14 protein-coding genes are annotated in these 15,624 nt (G+C 71.9%); 7 read left to right on the forward strand and 7 right to left on the reverse strand.

Going from position 1 to position 15,624, the window contains the following annotated elements:
* The first annotated feature begins 25 nt into the window (after positions 1 to 25).
* Together AB0C96_RS12690 and AB0C96_RS12695 are read left to right on the forward strand one after the other, a co-directional pair.
* Positions 26 to 475, forward strand: a complete 450-nt coding sequence (locus tag AB0C96_RS12690) for a hypothetical protein (RefSeq protein WP_362916536.1) — start codon at positions 26 to 28, stop codon at positions 473 to 475.
* A 41-nt stretch (positions 476 to 516) separates the two neighbouring features.
* On the forward strand, positions 517 to 1,194 hold the full coding sequence (locus tag AB0C96_RS12695) for a uridine kinase (RefSeq protein WP_362916538.1): 678 nt from the start codon (positions 517 to 519) through the stop codon (positions 1,192 to 1,194).
* Positions 1,195 to 1,210: 16 nt separating this feature from the next.
* On the opposite strand, the gene AB0C96_RS12700 is transcribed toward AB0C96_RS12695, so the two are convergent.
* Positions 1,211 to 2,641: a WGR domain-containing protein gene (locus tag AB0C96_RS12700; protein WP_362916540.1), complete on the reverse strand. Its 1,431-nt coding sequence runs from the start codon at positions 2,639 to 2,641 to the stop codon at positions 1,211 to 1,213.
* Between the two features lie 138 nt (positions 2,642 to 2,779).
* Here AB0C96_RS12700 and AB0C96_RS12705 point away from each other — a divergent pair, with 138 nt between their 5' ends.
* Positions 2,780 to 3,250, forward strand: coding sequence for a type II toxin-antitoxin system PemK/MazF family toxin (locus tag AB0C96_RS12705; protein WP_362916542.1), 471 nt, complete (start codon positions 2,780 to 2,782; stop codon positions 3,248 to 3,250).
* Between the two features lie 21 nt (positions 3,251 to 3,271).
* On the opposite strand, the gene AB0C96_RS12710 is transcribed toward AB0C96_RS12705, so the two are convergent.
* The 3 genes from AB0C96_RS12710 to AB0C96_RS12720 form a co-directional block, all read right to left on the reverse strand.
* Positions 3,272 to 3,814: a DUF1697 domain-containing protein gene (locus tag AB0C96_RS12710; protein WP_362916544.1), complete on the reverse strand. Its 543-nt coding sequence runs from the start codon at positions 3,812 to 3,814 to the stop codon at positions 3,272 to 3,274.
* Between the two features lie 51 nt (positions 3,815 to 3,865).
* Positions 3,866 to 4,441 (reverse strand): methylated-DNA--[protein]-cysteine S-methyltransferase, encoded by a 576-nt coding sequence (locus AB0C96_RS12715; protein ID WP_362916546.1) that lies wholly within the window; start codon positions 4,439 to 4,441, stop codon positions 3,866 to 3,868.
* A gap of 107 nt (positions 4,442 to 4,548) precedes the next feature.
* Complete coding sequence (locus AB0C96_RS12720; protein WP_362916548.1) at positions 4,549 to 5,442, reverse strand: glycerophosphodiester phosphodiesterase family protein; 894 nt, start codon at positions 5,440 to 5,442, stop codon at positions 4,549 to 4,551.
* A gap of 529 nt (positions 5,443 to 5,971) precedes the next feature.
* On the opposite strand from AB0C96_RS12720, the gene uvrB reads away from it, so the two are divergent.
* The 4 genes from uvrB (at position 5,972) to AB0C96_RS12740 (ending at position 12,313) form a co-directional block, all read left to right on the forward strand.
* Entirely contained in the window at positions 5,972 to 8,113 is a 2,142-nt protein-coding gene (uvrB, locus tag AB0C96_RS12725) for an excinuclease ABC subunit UvrB (protein ID WP_362916550.1), read from the forward strand.
* Positions 8,114 to 8,261: 148 nt separating this feature from the next.
* Positions 8,262 to 8,840 carry a TerD family protein gene (locus AB0C96_RS12730; RefSeq protein WP_362916552.1) on the forward strand — a complete coding sequence of 193 codons (579 nt, stop codon included), beginning with the start codon at positions 8,262 to 8,264 and terminating at the stop codon, positions 8,838 to 8,840.
* Positions 8,841 to 8,943: 103 nt separating this feature from the next.
* Entirely contained in the window at positions 8,944 to 11,118 is a 2,175-nt protein-coding gene (locus AB0C96_RS12735) for a TerD family protein (RefSeq protein ID WP_362916554.1), read from the forward strand.
* Positions 11,119 to 11,332: 214 nt separating this feature from the next.
* The gene (locus AB0C96_RS12740) at positions 11,333 to 12,313 is read left to right on the forward strand and encodes a TerC family protein (protein WP_362916556.1); all 981 of its coding nucleotides are present in this window, start codon (positions 11,333 to 11,335) and stop codon (positions 12,311 to 12,313) included.
* Positions 12,314 to 12,422: 109 nt separating this feature from the next.
* Here AB0C96_RS12740 and AB0C96_RS12745 read toward each other — a convergent pair whose 3' ends face one another.
* The 3 genes from AB0C96_RS12745 to AB0C96_RS12755 form a co-directional block, all read right to left on the reverse strand.
* Entirely contained in the window at positions 12,423 to 13,079 is a 657-nt protein-coding gene (locus tag AB0C96_RS12745) for an MBL fold metallo-hydrolase (protein WP_362916558.1), read from the reverse strand.
* A gap of 9 nt (positions 13,080 to 13,088) precedes the next feature.
* Positions 13,089 to 13,832 (reverse strand): maleylpyruvate isomerase family mycothiol-dependent enzyme, encoded by a 744-nt coding sequence (locus AB0C96_RS12750; protein ID WP_362916560.1) that lies wholly within the window; start codon positions 13,830 to 13,832, stop codon positions 13,089 to 13,091.
* Between the two features lie 133 nt (positions 13,833 to 13,965).
* On the reverse strand, positions 13,966 to 15,552 hold the full coding sequence (locus AB0C96_RS12755) for an FAD-dependent monooxygenase (RefSeq protein WP_362916562.1): 1,587 nt from the start codon (positions 15,550 to 15,552) through the stop codon (positions 13,966 to 13,968).
* Positions 15,553 to 15,624 lie beyond the last annotated feature (72 nt).

A 15,624-nucleotide genomic window follows, 5' to 3' on the forward strand; every position in this document is an offset into this window, starting at 1 on the left:
CGCACACCACGCACAAGGGGGTCTGATGGAAGCGGAGTTGGTGGCGCTCGCCACGGCAGGGGCGACCACGCTGGTGCAGCAGATGGCGACGGAGGGCTGGACGGCGGTCCGCCGCCGCATGGCCGGTTTCCTCGCCCGGCGGCGGGGCGCGGCCGACGAGGAGGCGCTCGTCGCCGAACTGGACGCCGCGCGCGCCGACCTCGTGGTGGCCCAGGAGGAAGGCGACCGGGACGCGGTGGCCGGGGTGACCGCGGCCTGGCGGCTGCGGCTGCGCAGGCTGCTGAGCGAGGACCCGGCCGCGGCGGCCGAACTGCGCGCCCTGCTCGATGAGGTGGCGCCCGCGGACGACTCGGCGGCGGTGCGGGAGGTGCACAACACCATCAGCGGCGGTGTCCAGCACGGCACGGTGATCCAGGCCGGCGTCGTCTCGGGCCTCCACCTCGGCACGCCGCCGGAGCGGCCGCTCTCCGGTTGACCGGCCGGGCCCAGGACGTCTCCGCCGGGCAGAATGGCGGGGTGCGGCTGGAAGCGATCACCTGGGAGAGGCTCATCGACGCGCTCGCCGAGCGCCTCGCCACTATGGAGGCGGCGGACGGGAGCCGCTGGCTGAGAGTGGGCATCGACGGGGCTCCCGCCCTCGGGCTCTCGGCCTCGCTTGAGCAGGGAGGTGCCGCGAGCGCGCCCGGCTACCTCGCCGGGCGGCTCGCCGAGGCGCTGCGGATCCGGGGGCGGTCGGTGCACAAGGCCGGCGCCTTCGGCTTCCTGCGCCCCGCCTCGCTGCGCCTCGAATACGGCCGCGAGGACCCCGACGCCTACCACGACGCGTGGTTCGACCGGCAGGCGCTGTGGCGCGAGGTGTTCCAGCCGCTGGAGCCGGGCGGCACCGGGCGGGTGCTGTCGGACCTGTGGGATCCGGTGGCGGACCGTGCGACGCGCAGCGGGTACGTGACGCTGCCGCCCGGCGGCGTCCTGCTGCTGCACGGTCCCCTGTTGCTTGGTCACTGGTTCCCCTTCGATCTCACCGTCCACCTGAAGCTGTCGCCGGCCGCGCTGGTCCGGCTCACCCCGGAGGACCAGCGTTGGACGCTGCCCGCCTTCGCGCGCTACGAGGCCGAGACCCGGCCCGAGGAGGCGGCGGACATCGTCGTGCGGGTCGACGACCCCCGCCGGCCGGCCTGGAGCGGGCTCGGCTGAGCGCCGGGCCCCGGCCTCAGACGAGCTGCCGGATCTCGCCCCGGACGCGGTAGAACCCGCCCGAGGCCGCCGACAGGTCGTCGACGACGTACCGTGCTCCGGCCCGGCGTATGTGGCGCGGGAACTGGACGTTCCAGGACGGCTCGAAGCCGTCGGAGAGCACATGGACGCGCAGCCGGCCGGCCTCCTGCACGCACTCCACCACGATCCCCGAGGCCGCCGTGGTGGCCACCGTCTGCACCGTGGCCGACGGGGCGTACGTGGGCAGCGCGGCGGCCGACTTCACATCCCTGGCCACCGGCACCGTGCCCTGCCGGGCGGCGTCGATCGCCGCGTCGCTCACGTCTACGCACACCAGGGAGCCGTCGGTGGTGACCATGTAGAGCTTCTCGTCCAGATACTGCATCGACAGCGCCGATCCGCCGCCCGTGCCCAGCTTCCACAGTCGGGTGCCGTCGGCGGTGAAGCAGTACACCGAGGAGGCGGAGTCGCCGGCGAAGACGTAGCGGCCACCGGGGGCCGTGGCGCACGAGTAGACGACGGTGTCGCACGGGTACGTGGCCTCCAGTGCCCCGCCGTCCTTCGCCAGCCGCTGCACCACCCGCCGGTCGGTGCCGGCGTACACCGCGTCGTCCTCCTGCCAGCCGAACAGCACCGCGCCCGTGGTCGGGGTGTGCCACAACTCCCCGCTGCCGTCCGCCGCGTAGGCGGTCACACCGCGGTGGTGGCCGTGGTAGACGGCGTGCTCGTCGCGCCGGACCATCCAGGCCTGCTGTCCGGTGCTGCGCCGCGACCACTGGTACTCGTCCTCGTGGTCGATGACCGTCAGACCGCCGCTGCGGTCGGCGACGTTGAGGATGCCCTCGTGGATGTCCAGCCAGAAGATGTCGACGTCGGGCGCGATGGCATAGGCGGCGAAGGGGAGTTTCGAGGAGAGGTCGTAGACCGTGCCGTCGTCGCACCCGGCGTAGATCCAGAAGTCGTCCGCCACCAGGCACTTGACGCCGTCGGGGAGTTGGTAGCGCGCCAGCACCTCGCCGTCGTGGCCGAGGGTGTAGACGTCGCCGCTCTGGTTGCCGACCCAGCAGCGGTCCTCGGCGATGTGGATGCCGAAGGCCGCGGCGCCGGTGCGGAACCGCCACAGCACCGGTGCGACCGCGCGGGCCGTGGACGGTGCGGAGGAGACCTGACGGCGCGTCACTGGCCGGGCGGCGCGCTGTCCCTGGACCGCGGGCGCGTAGCCCTTGCGGACCTTCTCGCCGATCTTCTTCGCGGCCGCGGCCTGGGCCTTCTCCCGCGTCGGGAACGTCGAGGTCTGCTGCTGGCCGGCCGCGCCGATGCGCCCGTAGCGCACCGAGACGACCGTGCCCTCCACCGTCACCTCGTAGAACTTGTGGGCGCCGCCGCCCTCTTGCGACAGCTCCAGGTACGTCGTGGTCTCGGACATGGCTCTCCCCTCCCCGGGCGGCTCCGACGGCCGTCCCCCGCTGCTGAAAACCGTACGGGCGACCACTGACAATCGATCGTGGAGCGCGGACCGAGGACCGGTGACGGCCCTGCTCAGGGCGGCGGTTAGCGTGAGGGCGTGACGACTTCTTTCCATGCATCCGACCCCTCCGACCCCTCCGACGCGCTGCCCGGCAGGCACGGGCCCAACGCGACCGTGGAGGCCCACGCGCGCTCCGTCGGCACCGTGACGACGGCCTACGCACCCGACCCGGACGGCGACCCTGACCCCGGGGAGATCGTGTGGACCTGGGTGCCCTACGAGGAGAACGACGGCCGGGGCAAGGACCGGCCGGTGCTGGTCGTGGCCCGGGAGACGGGCGGGACGCTGCTGGCCGTGCAGCTGTCCAGCAAGCGGCACGCCAACGACCGGGAGTGGGTTCCCCTCGGCGCCGGCCCGTGGGACCGGGCGGGGCGTGACTCGTGGGTGGCGGTGGACCGGGTGCTGCGGGTGCATCCGGCCGGGATGCGCCGCGAGGCGTGCGCCTTGGACCGGGGCCGCTTCAACCTGGTCGTGAACCGGCTGCGCGAGCGCTACGGCTGGCGCTGACCACCGGGGGCGCCGGTGGCGTCAGCCGTCCGCCAGGGCGAGCAGCTTGGTGACGGTGTTCCAGTTACGGGCTGTCGCCGTCACCCCGAGCGGGGCGCGGCTCACCCGCTCGGCGAGCTTGGAGCGGCCGATGCCGCCCGGGCACCACAGGTACAGTTCGCGCCCGATCAGCCGGAACCGATCGGGCACGAACGCGGCCTCGTCGAGGGCCTCCAGCCGTGAGGTGTCCGTCGGCGCTGCCGACAGGAACGTGACGTGCAGGCTCTTGGGCTCCGGCACGGCCTGCGGGAACGGGTTGGCGTCGATCGCGGCGGCCAGCTCGTCGCGGGTGCGGACGACGACCGGCACGTCCAGGCCGAGATCGGCGGCGATCCGGTCGTGCAGCAGCCGCGCCGTCTCCTCGGGCGGCGTCCCGGGGTCCGTGAAGACGAGGTTGCCGGTCTGCAGCAGGACGGAGACGTCCGTGAAGCCCAGGGACTCGGCCAGCGCCAGCTGCCGGGCCTTGGGGAAGGAGTTGTGGCCTCCGACGTTGATGCCGCGGAGCAGGGCGATCTGGCGGGACATGGCACTGCTTTCGTAGGAGCCGGCCTCGGTGAGGGCCGACGACGGTCGGGGTCAGAAGAGCGGGGCGGGCAGCACGCCTTCGAGGGCCAGCAGCAGACGCTTGGTCTCCAGACCGCCGCCGAAGCCGCCGATCCCGCCGTCGCTGGCGACGACGCGGTGGCAGGGCACGACGACCGGCAGCGGATTGGAGCCCATCGCCGCGCCCACCGCGCGGGCCGCGCCCGGCTCCCCGACCCGGTCGGCGAGGTCCTGATAGCCGACCACGCTGCCGTAGGGGACGCCGTCGGCCAGGGCATGCAGCACCCGGGCGTTGAAGCCGGCGGAGAGCGACCAGTCCAGGGGGACGGTGAAGGACCGCAGCTCCCCGGAGAAGTAGGCGGTGAGCTCGGCGGCGGCCGTCGCCAATGGCGGTGTCTCCGGCTGCGGCGGGCCGCCGAAGAACTGCTCCAGACGGGTCAGCGCGCGGCGGGCCGTCCGCTCGTCGGCGTGGAAGACGACCTGGGCCAGGCCCTCGCGGGTCGCGGCGAGGAGCAGCGGGCCGATCGGGGTGGTCAGGCACGTCCAGGACCAGTCGCGGCGGGCCACGTGCCCCGCCGCCGGTACGGGAACCTGCTCGGAGTGCGTCACCTGATCAGGGTAGGACGACCCACTGACAACGCGCCGGGGACGGCACCACGACGGGGGAACGGGTCGGCGACCTCGCCGGCGCCCGGTTCCCCGTCGGCTCCGGGCGCTCAGTCGTGGCCCTGGTCCCGGCCCTCCACCGCGTCGCGCACCACGTCGGGCTTGTTGGTGATGATCCCGTCGACGCCCAGATCGGCGACCTTCACCGCGGTGGCCGGGTCGTCGACGGTCCAGGTGTACAGGTCCAGCGAACGGCGGTGCGGACCCCTCAGGCCGTGCACGGCCGCGACGTACTCCGGGGTGACCGCCGTGTGGACGGGGTTGATCTGGTCGCAGTACTTCGCGTACTTCGGCAGGTCGGCGACGGACGGATTGCCGAGGAAGCCCGTCATGACGTCGGGCCGCAGGGAGTGGACCGTCTGGAGGGTGTCGGCGTTGAAGCTCTGGATGATCAGGCGGTGCTTGACGTGGTCCCTGTCCAGCCACCCCAAGTGGTGCAGCTCCCGGAGGGTCTGACGTTCGATGCCGGGATAGAGCTCCGGCGACTTGAGCTCCATCAGCAGGCTCTGGTCGTTGTGCTCGACCTCGTCCATGTAGTCCTCCAGGGTGGGCACCCGCTCACCCTGGAACTGCGGTCCGAACCAGCTGCCCGCGTCGAGTTTCTCGATCTCCTTGAGGGTGAAGTCCGCGACGTTCCAGGGGGAGCGGTCGGGGAAGACCTTCTTGACGTTGGTGGTCCGGGCGAGGGAGTTGTCGTGGAGGATGACCAGCTCGCCGTCCTTGGTGCGCTGGACGTCGTTCTCGACCCACTCGATGCCGAGCCGGGCGGCCTCGTCGATGGAGGCGAGGGTGTTCTCGGGCGCGTACGACGAGGCGCCGCGGTGGGCGACCGTCTCCGGAGTGTGTCCGTGCGGTGCGGCCTGGGCGGCGGGTGCGGAGAGGACGAGCGCGGACAGACCCATGAGCGCACCGGCGACAACGGTGGCGACGGGGCGGATACGCATACGGACTCCTCGTGACGTCGTTGGCGTGAGGTGACGTGAAGTGAACCGGGATCGGAAGGGCAGAGGCTCGCGGCCGGGCCGTGGCGGGAGGCGGTCGTGCGGTGGCCGGGCGCTGAACGAGAAGGGGCCGGTGGTTCCGTGCGGAGCGTCCGTAGTTGCAGGATGCCCGGATAAGCCGTGCAACAGACGTGCGCCCCGACGCCGTCCAACTTGCCGGAGGTGCGGCATCCGCGCATCTTGTGCGATGGTGCGTCACCCATCGCGCTTGTGACCGGTTTTGGTGATATGCCGAAAAAGGAGGGATCGAGGTCGCTGCTCCGTGCGCATGCGTCCGGCACGGACGGGACGGGGGCGGACCGGGTCTGGGGCCCGGTCGGCCGTGCGGCGGACGTACCCGCGCACCACCGTCGCCGCCCCGCGCCGCAGCGGCCGGGGAGCGGGGCGCGAGCACCCGCCGGCACCCCCACGTCACCGCAGGTCGGAGCAGTTGCCGCGTCGATTGTCAGTGGCGGGTCGTACGGTGGATCCCATGCGGCCCGTATCAAAGATCGAACGCACGGTGGCGCCTTTCGAGGTCGTCAGCCCCTACCAGCCCAATGGCGACCAGCCGGCGGCCATCGCCGAGCTGGAGCGGCGCATCCGCGGGGGTGAAAAGGATGTCGTCCTGCTGGGTGCGACCGGCACCGGCAAGTCGGCGACCACCGCGTGGATGATCGAGAAGCTGCAACGCCCGACGCTCGTCATGGCGCCCAACAAGACCCTCGCGGCCCAGCTCGCCAACGAATTCCGTGAGCTGCTGCCGAACAACGCCGTCGAGTACTTCGTCTCCTACTACGACTACTACCAGCCCGAGGCGTACGTCCCGCAGTCCGATACGTACATCGAGAAGGACTCCTCCATCAACGAGGAGGTCGAACGGCTGCGCCACTCCGCGACGAACTCGCTGCTCACCCGGCGTGACGTCGTCGTGGTCGCCTCGGTGTCCTGTATCTACGGCCTGGGTACGCCGCAGGAGTACGTCGACCGGATGGTCCCCCTGAATGTCGGCGACGAGATCGACCGCGACCAGCTGCTGCGCCGTTTCGTCGACATCCAGTACACCCGCAACGACGTGGCCTTCACCCGGGGCACCTTCCGGGTCCGCGGCGACACCATCGAGATCTTCCCGGTCTACGAGGAGCTCGCCGTGCGGATCGAGATGTTCGGCGACGAGATCGAGGCGCTCTCCACCCTGCACCCGCTCACCGGCGAGGTCATCAGCGAGGACCAGCAGCTGTACATCTTCCCGGCCAGCCACTACATCGCCGGCCCGGAGCGCATGGAGCGGGCCGTCGCAGGCATCGAGGCCGAGCTGGCGGACCGCCTCGCCACGCTGGAGAAGCAGGGCAAGCAGCTGGAGGCCCAGCGGCTGCGGATGCGCACCACGTACGACATCGAGATGATGCGGCAGATCGGCTCCTGCTCGGGCATCGAGAACTACTCGATGCACATGGACGGCCGTGAGCCCGGCTCCGCGCCCAACACCCTCATCGACTACTTCCCGGACGACTTCCTGCTGGTCATCGACGAGTCGCACGTCACCGTCCCGCAGATCGGCGCCATGTACGAGGGCGACGCCTCCCGTAAGCGCACCCTGGTCGACCACGGCTTCCGGCTGCCGTCCGCCCTGGACAACCGCCCGCTGAAGTGGGAGGAGTTCCTGGAGCGGATCGGCCAGACGGTCTACCTGTCCGCGACCCCCGGCCCGTACGAGCTCGCCCGGAGCGACGGGTTCGTGGAGCAGATCATCCGCCCGACCGGCCTGGTCGACCCGGAGGTGGTGGTCAAGCCCACCGACGGACAGATCGACGACCTGGTGCACGAGATCCGGCTGCGCACGGAGAAGAACGAGCGCGTCCTGGTCACCACCCTCACCAAGAAGATGGCCGAGGACCTCACGGACTACTTCCTGGAGCTGGGCATCCAGGTCCGCTACCTGCACAGCGACGTGGACACCCTGCGGCGCGTGGAGCTGCTGCGCGAGCTGCGCGCGGGTGAGTACGACGTGCTGGTCGGCATCAACCTGCTGCGAGAGGGCCTCGACCTCCCCGAGGTCTCCCTGGTGGCGATCCTGGACGCCGACAAGGAAGGCTTCCTGCGCTCGGGCTCGGCGCTCATCCAGACGATCGGCCGTGCGGCGCGCAACGTCTCCGGACAGGTGCACATGTACGCCGACAAGATCACCCGGGCGATGGAGAAGGCCATCGATGAGACCAATCGCCGCCGGGAGAAGCAGCTGGCGTACAACAAGGCGAACGGCATCGATCCGCAGCCGCTCCGCAAGAAGATCGGCGACATCGTCGCGACGATCGCCCGGGAGGAGATCGACACCCAGGAGCTGCTGGGCAGCGGGTACCGCAAGGCGGGCCAGGGCAAGGACGCCAAGGGCAAGGCGCCGGTCCCGGCGCTCGGCGCCCAGGGCGGGAAGGCCGCGAAGGGCAAGGGCGGCAAGGCCGGCGAGGTGCTGACGGACCGTCCCGCCGCCGAACTGGCCGAGCTCATCGAGGAGATGACGGAGCGGATGCGGGCCGCCGCGGCCGAGTTGCAGTTCGAGGTGGCCGCCAGGCTCCGTGACGAAGTGAGCGAACTGAAGAAGGAGCTGCGGCAGATGAGGGAGGCCGGGGTGAAGTGACGGGCCCGGGGCGGCCGGGTCGAGCCGCCCCGGTGTTGCAGAAACGCCACAATACGCGGGGCCGGAGCGCCCCCGGCCCGCCGTCGTGCGTAGGGTCGAAGCAGCCGCCGGAAAGCTGGGCGGGGACAGTACAGAGAGGGGACGGCGCGTGTCGGTCAATTTGTCCAAGGGGCAGGGCATCAGCCTGCAGAAGTCCGACGGAGGCACGCTGACCGCGGTGCGGATGGGACTGGGGTGGCGCTCGGCGCCGCGCCGTGGCCTGTTCGGTCGGCGCACCAACGAGATCGACCTCGATGCCTCGGCGGTGCTCTTCGCCGACAAGAAGCCGATCGACGTCGTCTTCTTCCAGCACCTGGTCAGCGACGACGGCGCGGTCCGGCACACCGGCGACAACCTGGTCGGCGGCGCGGGCCAGGGCGGTGACGACGAGGCGATCCTGGTGGACCTGATGCGGGTGCCGGTGCACATCGACCAGATCGTGTTCACCGTCAACTCCTTCACCGGCCAGACCTTCGCCGAGGTGCAGGACGCCTTCTGCCGTCTGGTCGACGAGACCACCGGTCAGGAGCTGGCCCGCTACACCCTGACGGGCGGCGGCGACTACACCGCCCAGGTCATGTCGAAGGTGCACCGCGTCGGCAACGGCTGGCAGATGACCGCCATCGGTGAGCCCTCCGCCGGTCGGACGTTCCAGGACCTGGTGCCGGCGATCCTGCCGCACCTGTAGTCACCACACGCCGCGGCAGCGCGCACCCGGGCCGCGCCGCCGCACACCTGGGCCCGCCGGCCCGGGCCGGCCCCGGGACGTACCACAACCAGGGGGAACGACGATGACGGCCGAGCTGGTCCGGGGGCAGAACCATCCACTGGACCGGACCCGGGTGGAGGTCAGGATCGCGGCGGGCGGCCCCGTCGTGGCCGGCGTGACGCTCGGCGACGAGCAGGGCAGGCTCTCCGGCGTCGAGGCGGTGGCCCATCCGGGCGCGCCCCGCCGCACCGGTATCGAGGTCCCCCGTCAGGCGGCCGCCGAGCACCGCATCGCGGTCGACCTGGACGCACTGCCCGATGCCGTCCACCGGGTGAGCGTGCTGTTGGCGCTGCCCACCGGGATCGGCACTCTGACCACCTTCGGTGCCACCGCCGCGCCGTCCGTCACGGTCACCGGGCTCGACGGCGCGCCCCTCGCCGGCTACACCATCACCGGCCTCGGCCCCGAGTCCGCCGTCGTCGCACTGGAGCTGTACCGCAGGCAGGGCGCGTGGAAGGTGCGCGCGGTGGGCCAGGGCTACGCCGACGGCCTCCCCGCGATGCTGCGCGATCAGGGCCTGCCGCAGGCGGCGGAGCTGGCCGCGGAGATCGAGGAGGCGGTCCGGCAGGGGCACGCCCGCGCGGTCCCCGCGCCCGCCCCCGTCACGGCGGGTCGTTCCGAGCAGCCCGGAGGGGGCGCCCGCGCCGGCGCCGGACCGACCGCTCCACCCGCCACGGAACGCTCCGACTCCGGGACCACGCCGGCGACTGACGGCCCGGCAGGCGTGACCGACCCGGCGGCGTCCGGCACGGGCGCCGGCAGGGACGCGGCGACCGACCCCGCAGCCAAGCCCGGACCGGCCGCCAAGGCCGCCCCCGCCGCCGGGTCCGCCGCCAAGTCCAAAGCCGCCCCCACACCCGGCCGTCCCGTCGACTACCGGCATCCCGAGCGCCGCAGCACCCCCGCACCCACCGCCCCGGAACCGGCCGCCGGGTCCACCGTCCCGGCCGCGGCCCCCGACAGCGCCCCCGACGGCCCCCCGACCCCCGTGGCCGGGGACGCCGCCGGATGGAGCATGGAGGAGCGGCTCTACAACCAGGTCTGGGGCATGTTCGAGGACCTGGCGCGTTCGGTCGCGGCCTACCGCAGCGCGTCCGACTTCGCCGAGTCCCGGCTGGAGCAGGAGCTCGACCGGGTCCTCGCCGACCCCCGCAACCGCCTCGGCACGGCCGCCGACGCCGCCCGCGCCGCCGCCCGCGACAAACACGCCACCCTTCTCACCCAGGCCCGCGCCGCCCTCGACCGCGACCTGGCCCAGCTCACGGCCGAGTCGGCGGTGGTGGAGCCCGCGCTGCCGCCCGCCTTCGCCCGCTGGGACAACCCCGTGTGGCACGGCCACCACGCTCCACAGGAGCGGCCGATGGCGCTGCGCCTGGGCGATCTGCACCTCCCGGAGGTCCTGGACCTGCGCATCCCCATGCTTGTACGGCTCCCCCTGGAGCGCGGTCTGTGGATCGACAGCGGTCCCGACTCCTTCCTCCGGGGCGGCGCCGACCCCGAGCGTGAGTACGGGCGGCGGGAGCTGGGCAGCGCGCTGATCGACGGTCCGCCGGACGAGGCCGCGCTGCGTCGGCTCGCCATGGACACCGCCGTCGCGATCGCCGCCCGGCTGCTCGCCGTCCACCCCGCCGGAGACTTCACGGTCCAGGTCATCGACCCGGGCGGCACGGCGGCGCCCGCGCTCGCCCCGCTGCTTCAGACCGGGGCGCTGCCCGCGGCCCCGCCTCCCGGGGCGAAGGGCGTGGCGGCGGTCCTGGAAGGGCTGATCCGCCGGGTGGACCTCGTCCAGATGGCCGTGCGCAGCCGGGCCGCGGACGCCCTGCCGCCGGATCTGGACATCGCCGAACAGCTGCTGATCGTCCATGACTTCCCGCACGGCTTCGACGACCGTGCCCTCACCCAGCTCCGCTACCTGGCCGACGAGGGCCCCGGGGTCGGGGTGCATCTGATGTTGGTCGCCGACCGCGCCCAGGCCCGGGAGTACGGCCCGGTCCTGGATCCGCTGTGGCGGTCCCTACTGAGGATCACTCCGGTGCCCGACGCACATCTGGCCGACCCCTGGGTGGGCCATGCCTGGACGTACGAGCCGCCGCTCGTCCCCAGGGGCAGCGAGGTACTGCGCCAGGTTCTGGGCCGGGTCGCGGCGGCCCGCCGGGCGGCCCGACCCGCGGACGAGCATCCACCGAAGCGCCCTTGACCAGCGCTTTTGCCTACCCCTTTACTCTTCCTTGGTCTTCCTTTACTCTCTCTTGTGCGGAGGGGAGTATTCCCGCTACGACGTACCCGTCATCACGGATTGCGAGTGTGACGAGATCCCGGGGCGTCGGCCCCGTTCCCTGGACGGAACGGGGCGGAAGAGACCTCCGGCAGCGACGACGCTGTGAGTGCCGTACGACTCTGCCGGAGGAGCAGTGGACGTTTCCCTGACCCTGTGGGTGCTGACCGTTCTCGGTCTGTGCGCCCTGATAGCCGCCGACTTCTTCATCGGCGGACGCAAACCGCACGAGGTCTCCCTCAAGGAGGCCGGGATCTGGACCGCCGTCTGGATCACCCTCGCCGCGCTCTTCGGCCTCGGACTGCTGCTGTTCGGCGGCGCCGCGCCGGCCGGTGAGTTCTTCGCAGGCTTCATCACCGAGAAGTCGCTGAGCGTCGACAACCTCTTCGTCTTCGTACTGATCATGGCGAAGTTCGCGGTACCGACGATCTACCAGCAGCGGGTCCTGATGGTCGGCGTGCTGATCGCGCTGGTGCTGCGAGCCGGTTTCATCGGCGCCGGCGCCGCGATCATCGCCAACTTCTCCTGGGTGTTCTACCTCTTCGGCGCGTTCCTCATCTGGACCGCGTGGAAGCTCATCCAGGAAGCGCGCGCCGAGGAGCAGGACGAGGAGTTCGAGGAGAACCGCTTCCTGAAGATGGTCGAGAAGCGCTTCCCCTCGACCGACAGGTACCACGGCACCAAGCTGTTCATCGTCGAGAACGGCAAGCGGCTGATGACGCCGATGCTGATCGTCATGCTGGCGATCGGCACCACCGACGTCCTCTTCGCGCTGGACTCCATCCCGGCGATCTTCGGCCTCACCCAGGACCCGTACATCGTCTTCACCGCCAACGCCTTCGCCCTGATGGGTCTGCGGCAGCTGTACTTCCTGATCGGCGGACTGCTGAAGAAGCTGGTCCACCTCTCCTACGGCCTGTCGATCATCCTGGGCTTCATCGGCGTGAAGCTCGTCCTGCACGCCCTGCACGAGTCCGGCGTCGCCGTCCCGGAGATCAGCATTCCGGTCTCCCTGGGCGTCATCTGCGCCGTGCTCGTCGTCACCACGATCACCAGCCTGCGCGCCTCGAAGAAGCAGGCGGCGGAGGCGGAGACCAAGGAGCGCATCGACGCCTGACGGTGCCGGCGGCTCATGGAGAGCGGGGAGACACCCCTGATCAGGGAGTGCCTCCCCGCCTTCGGCCGCCGGGAGCCCGCCCGCCGTACGGTGCCGGGTCCGCCCGCGGCTACCAGCCCCGCGCGCGCCACTCCGCGAGGTGCGGACGCTCGGCGCCGAGGGTGGTGTCGTTGCCGTGGCCCGGATAGACCCAGGTCTCGTCGGGGAGTTGGTCGAAGAGCTTGCCCTGTACGCCGTCGATCAGGCTGGTGAAGTTCTCCGCGTTCCCCCAGGTGTTGCCGACGCCGCCGGGGAACAGGCAGTCGCCGGTGAACAGGTGCGGGGGACCGTGCGGGTCGTCGTAGATCAGCGCGATGCTGCCGGGGGTGTGGCCGACCAGATGGCGCGCGGTCAGCCGGACCCGGCCGACGGTGAGGGTGTCGCCGTCGTCGACCAGGACGTCCGTGGGGACGGGGATGCCCTCGGCGTCGTACCGACCCGCGTACGTCCGCGCGCCCGTCGCGTCGACCACCTCGCGCAGCGCGCCCCAGTGGTCACCATGCCGGTGCGTGGTGACCACGGACGTCAGGCCGCTGTCGCCGATCAGGGCGAGGAGGGTGCGCGGCTCCGCGGCCGCGTCGATCAGCAACTGCTCGTCGGTCGCGCGGCACCGCAGCACATAGGCGTTGTTGTCCGTGGGGCCGACCGCGACCTTCGAGATCATCACGTCGGTCAGCTCATGCACGTCGGCCGCTCCGCCGACCTTCACTGCTCCGCTGTAGGCCATGAATCCACTCTAGAGCGGGGGTACGACAGGCAGCGCGGATCCGTGGGTGTCGAGTGCGGTGCCGTCGCCGCGGCCGGTGAGCCAGCCCACCAGGGCCGCCCGGGACCCCGAGACCACCACGGGCCCGGCCCCGCTGCCGGCGCCGGTGTCCGGGCGCCCGGTGCGCCACCGGCGACCGTCGTCGGCGTGCAGCTCCAGGGCGGGCAGGCCGGGATGGCCGGCGAACTTGATCGTGGCGAGGAACGCCAGCTCGCTGTCGAGGAAGTCCGGCGACAGCTGGTCGACGGTGTGGCCGACGCCGAGGTCGACGTGGTGCAGTTCGACCTCGGCGAGCCGGCGCAGCGGCAGCCGGTCGGCCCGCTCGACGACGCCGTTGCGCATCTCGACCTCGAACGACCGGCGCGCCTCCGGCAGCGCGTCGGCCGCCGCGTCGAACCGCGCGGCGCTCTCCCTGAGGTCGTCCAGATGCGCGGCCAGGGGGCGGTCGGCGTCGCGCGCGATATCGGCGTCGCGGGCCCCGTCGCTTGCGTACATGGGCGTGACGACGTCCGTACGCGCCCAGGTGAGGAGGTTGACCAGGGCGTCGGCGTTGCGTGCCACATGGGCCAGGACGTGGCCGCGGGTCCAACCGGGGAGCAACGACGGTTCGCCGATCGCCGCGTCGTCGAGCTTGCTCACCGATACCAGGAGCCGGTCGGTGGCCTCGCGGACGGCTGCCACATCGTGCGGGAATGCTGGCGGGGTGACGGTCATGGTTCGACGCTAGCGCCACCGGGGCGAGTTAGGGAGTCGGCCGGCACCGATCGGGGGCGTACGCGGGCGGGGCGGGCGGCGCACGGCGGCCGGAGCGACCGACCGTGCGACGCCCATGGCCGGTTTTCGGCCCTCAGGCCGCCGCTGCGGCGGGGGTGCCGAACCACTGCCCGAGCGCGACGTCCAGCTCGTCCAGCTCGTCCAGCTCGTCCAGCTCGTCAGGCGCACCGCCGGAGCCGGGCGCGTCCGCCGCCCAGGCGGTGCAGCCGTCCGGCCGCACCAGGATCCCGGCCAGGTCGGGCCGCTTCGGACAGCCGGCGGTCAGCAGCCGCACCCGGTCGCCGTACCCGGCGGCGCGCCCGCGCAGGTCCGCGTCGTCGGCGAGGTCGAGCAACAGCCCCTGCCCGCCGCGCAGATGGTCCGCGAGCCGGCTGCCGTCGGAGAGCTCCAGGTCGGGCGCGCTCCGGCCGGTCAGCGGATGGTCCCCCGGCAGCTCGTACCGCTGCCAGACCCCGGAGATCTTCTTGGCGAAGAAGGTGGTGGCGGCGACTGTGCCGGTCAGTTCGGCGATCACCTCGCGCAGCGCCCGGGCGTGCGGTTCCGGCCGCATCAGCGCCACTTGGGCCCGGGTCCACTGGAGGACCCAGGCGCCTATCGGGTGCCGCTCGGCGGTGTAGGTGTCGAGCAGCCCCTCCGGTGCCCAGCCGCGCACCGTGGCGGCCAGCTTCCAGCCCAGGTTCATCGCGTCGCCGAGGCCGAGGTTCAGCCCCTGGCCGCCGAACGGCGAGTGCACATGCGCCGCATCGCCGGCCAGCAGCACCCGGCCCGCCCGATAGTCGGGCACCTGGCGGGCGTTGTCCGTGAACCGGGTCGCCGAGAGGACCTTGTGGATCCGTACCCCCTCGACCCCCGAGACGTTCCGGAGGGACGTCTCCAACTCCTCGGCGGTGACGGGCGCTTCGCGGTCCGCGGGCGGTCCGTCGAACTCCACGGTGAGGATCCGCCCGGGCATCGGGCCGTGGGCGTACGTCCCGGTCTCGGTCCAGTTCCAGCCGGCCCCCAGCTCCTCGGAGCCGGTCATCTCCACGAGGGCCTGGTGGCCGGTGATCTCGGGAGCGGTACCGGGGAACGGGAAGCCGGCGAGCCGGCGCACCGTGCTGCGCCCGCCGTCGCACCCCACCAGCCAGCCGGTGCGCAGCGACCCCGCGGAGGTGTGCACATGGACGCCGTCCTCGTCGGCGTCGAAGCCGGTGAGCGTGACCCCGCGGCGCAGGTCGACGCCCAGCTCGGCCGCGCGGTCGGCCAACAGCCGTTCCAGGGCCTCCTGGGGCACCAGGCCGACCTCGCCGGCCGGTCCGGGGGCGTCGAAGTCCGGGTCGGACGTGTCCAGGAGGTCGCCGCGCAGCATGATGCCGGCGAAGTGACCGGCGAACCTCGGCGGCAGCTTCACCCCGGCGGCGCCCGCGGTCTGCCGCTGCCGCAGGAACGCGCCGAACTTCTCGATGGCGCCGCGCTGCACCTCTGCCAGCTCGGGCAGCATCCCGCGCCGGTAGAAGGCCTCCGCGCTGGGGGAGTTGATCGCCCCCGCTTTGATCTTCGTGTCCACCTCGGTCAGTCGCTCCAGGACGACGACCGAGACGTCCGCCAGTGCCAGTTCGCAGGCGAGCATCAGCCCCACCGGGCCGCCCCCTGCCACGACTACGTCTGCGTCATGGGTCATGGTCGGGATTGTAGTCACTAAAAATTTGTTGTGGGTAAAAAATTTTTCGGAGGGCGGCCTAGAATTCCGGCC

It is taken from the genome of Streptomyces sp. NPDC048506, assembly GCF_040651315.1.
Taxonomy (GTDB): Bacteria; Actinomycetota; Actinomycetes; order Streptomycetales; family Streptomycetaceae; genus Streptomyces.

Coding starts and splice junctions, on each gene's coding strand:
- AB0C96_RS12690 (WP_362916536.1), top strand. CDS start 26: ATGGAAGCGGAGTTGGTGGCGCTCGCCACGGCAGGGGCGACCACGCTG.
- AB0C96_RS12700 (WP_362916540.1), bottom strand. CDS start 2,641: ATGTCCGAGACCACGACGTACCTGGAGCTGTCGCAAGAGGGCGGCGGC.
- AB0C96_RS12720 (WP_362916548.1), bottom strand. CDS start 5,442: ATGCGTATCCGCCCCGTCGCCACCGTTGTCGCCGGTGCGCTCATGGGT.
- AB0C96_RS12750 (WP_362916560.1), bottom strand. CDS start 13,832: ATGACCGTCACCCCGCCAGCATTCCCGCACGATGTGGCAGCCGTCCGC.
- AB0C96_RS12710 (WP_362916544.1), bottom strand. CDS start 3,814: ATGTCCCGCCAGATCGCCCTGCTCCGCGGCATCAACGTCGGAGGCCAC.
- AB0C96_RS12735 (WP_362916554.1), top strand. CDS start 8,944: ATGACGGCCGAGCTGGTCCGGGGGCAGAACCATCCACTGGACCGGACC.
- AB0C96_RS12755 (WP_362916562.1), bottom strand. CDS start 15,552: ATGACCCATGACGCAGACGTAGTCGTGGCAGGGGGCGGCCCGGTGGGG.
- uvrB (WP_362916550.1), top strand. CDS start 5,972: ATGCGGCCCGTATCAAAGATCGAACGCACGGTGGCGCCTTTCGAGGTC.
- AB0C96_RS12745 (WP_362916558.1), bottom strand. CDS start 13,079: ATGGCCTACAGCGGAGCAGTGAAGGTCGGCGGAGCGGCCGACGTGCAT.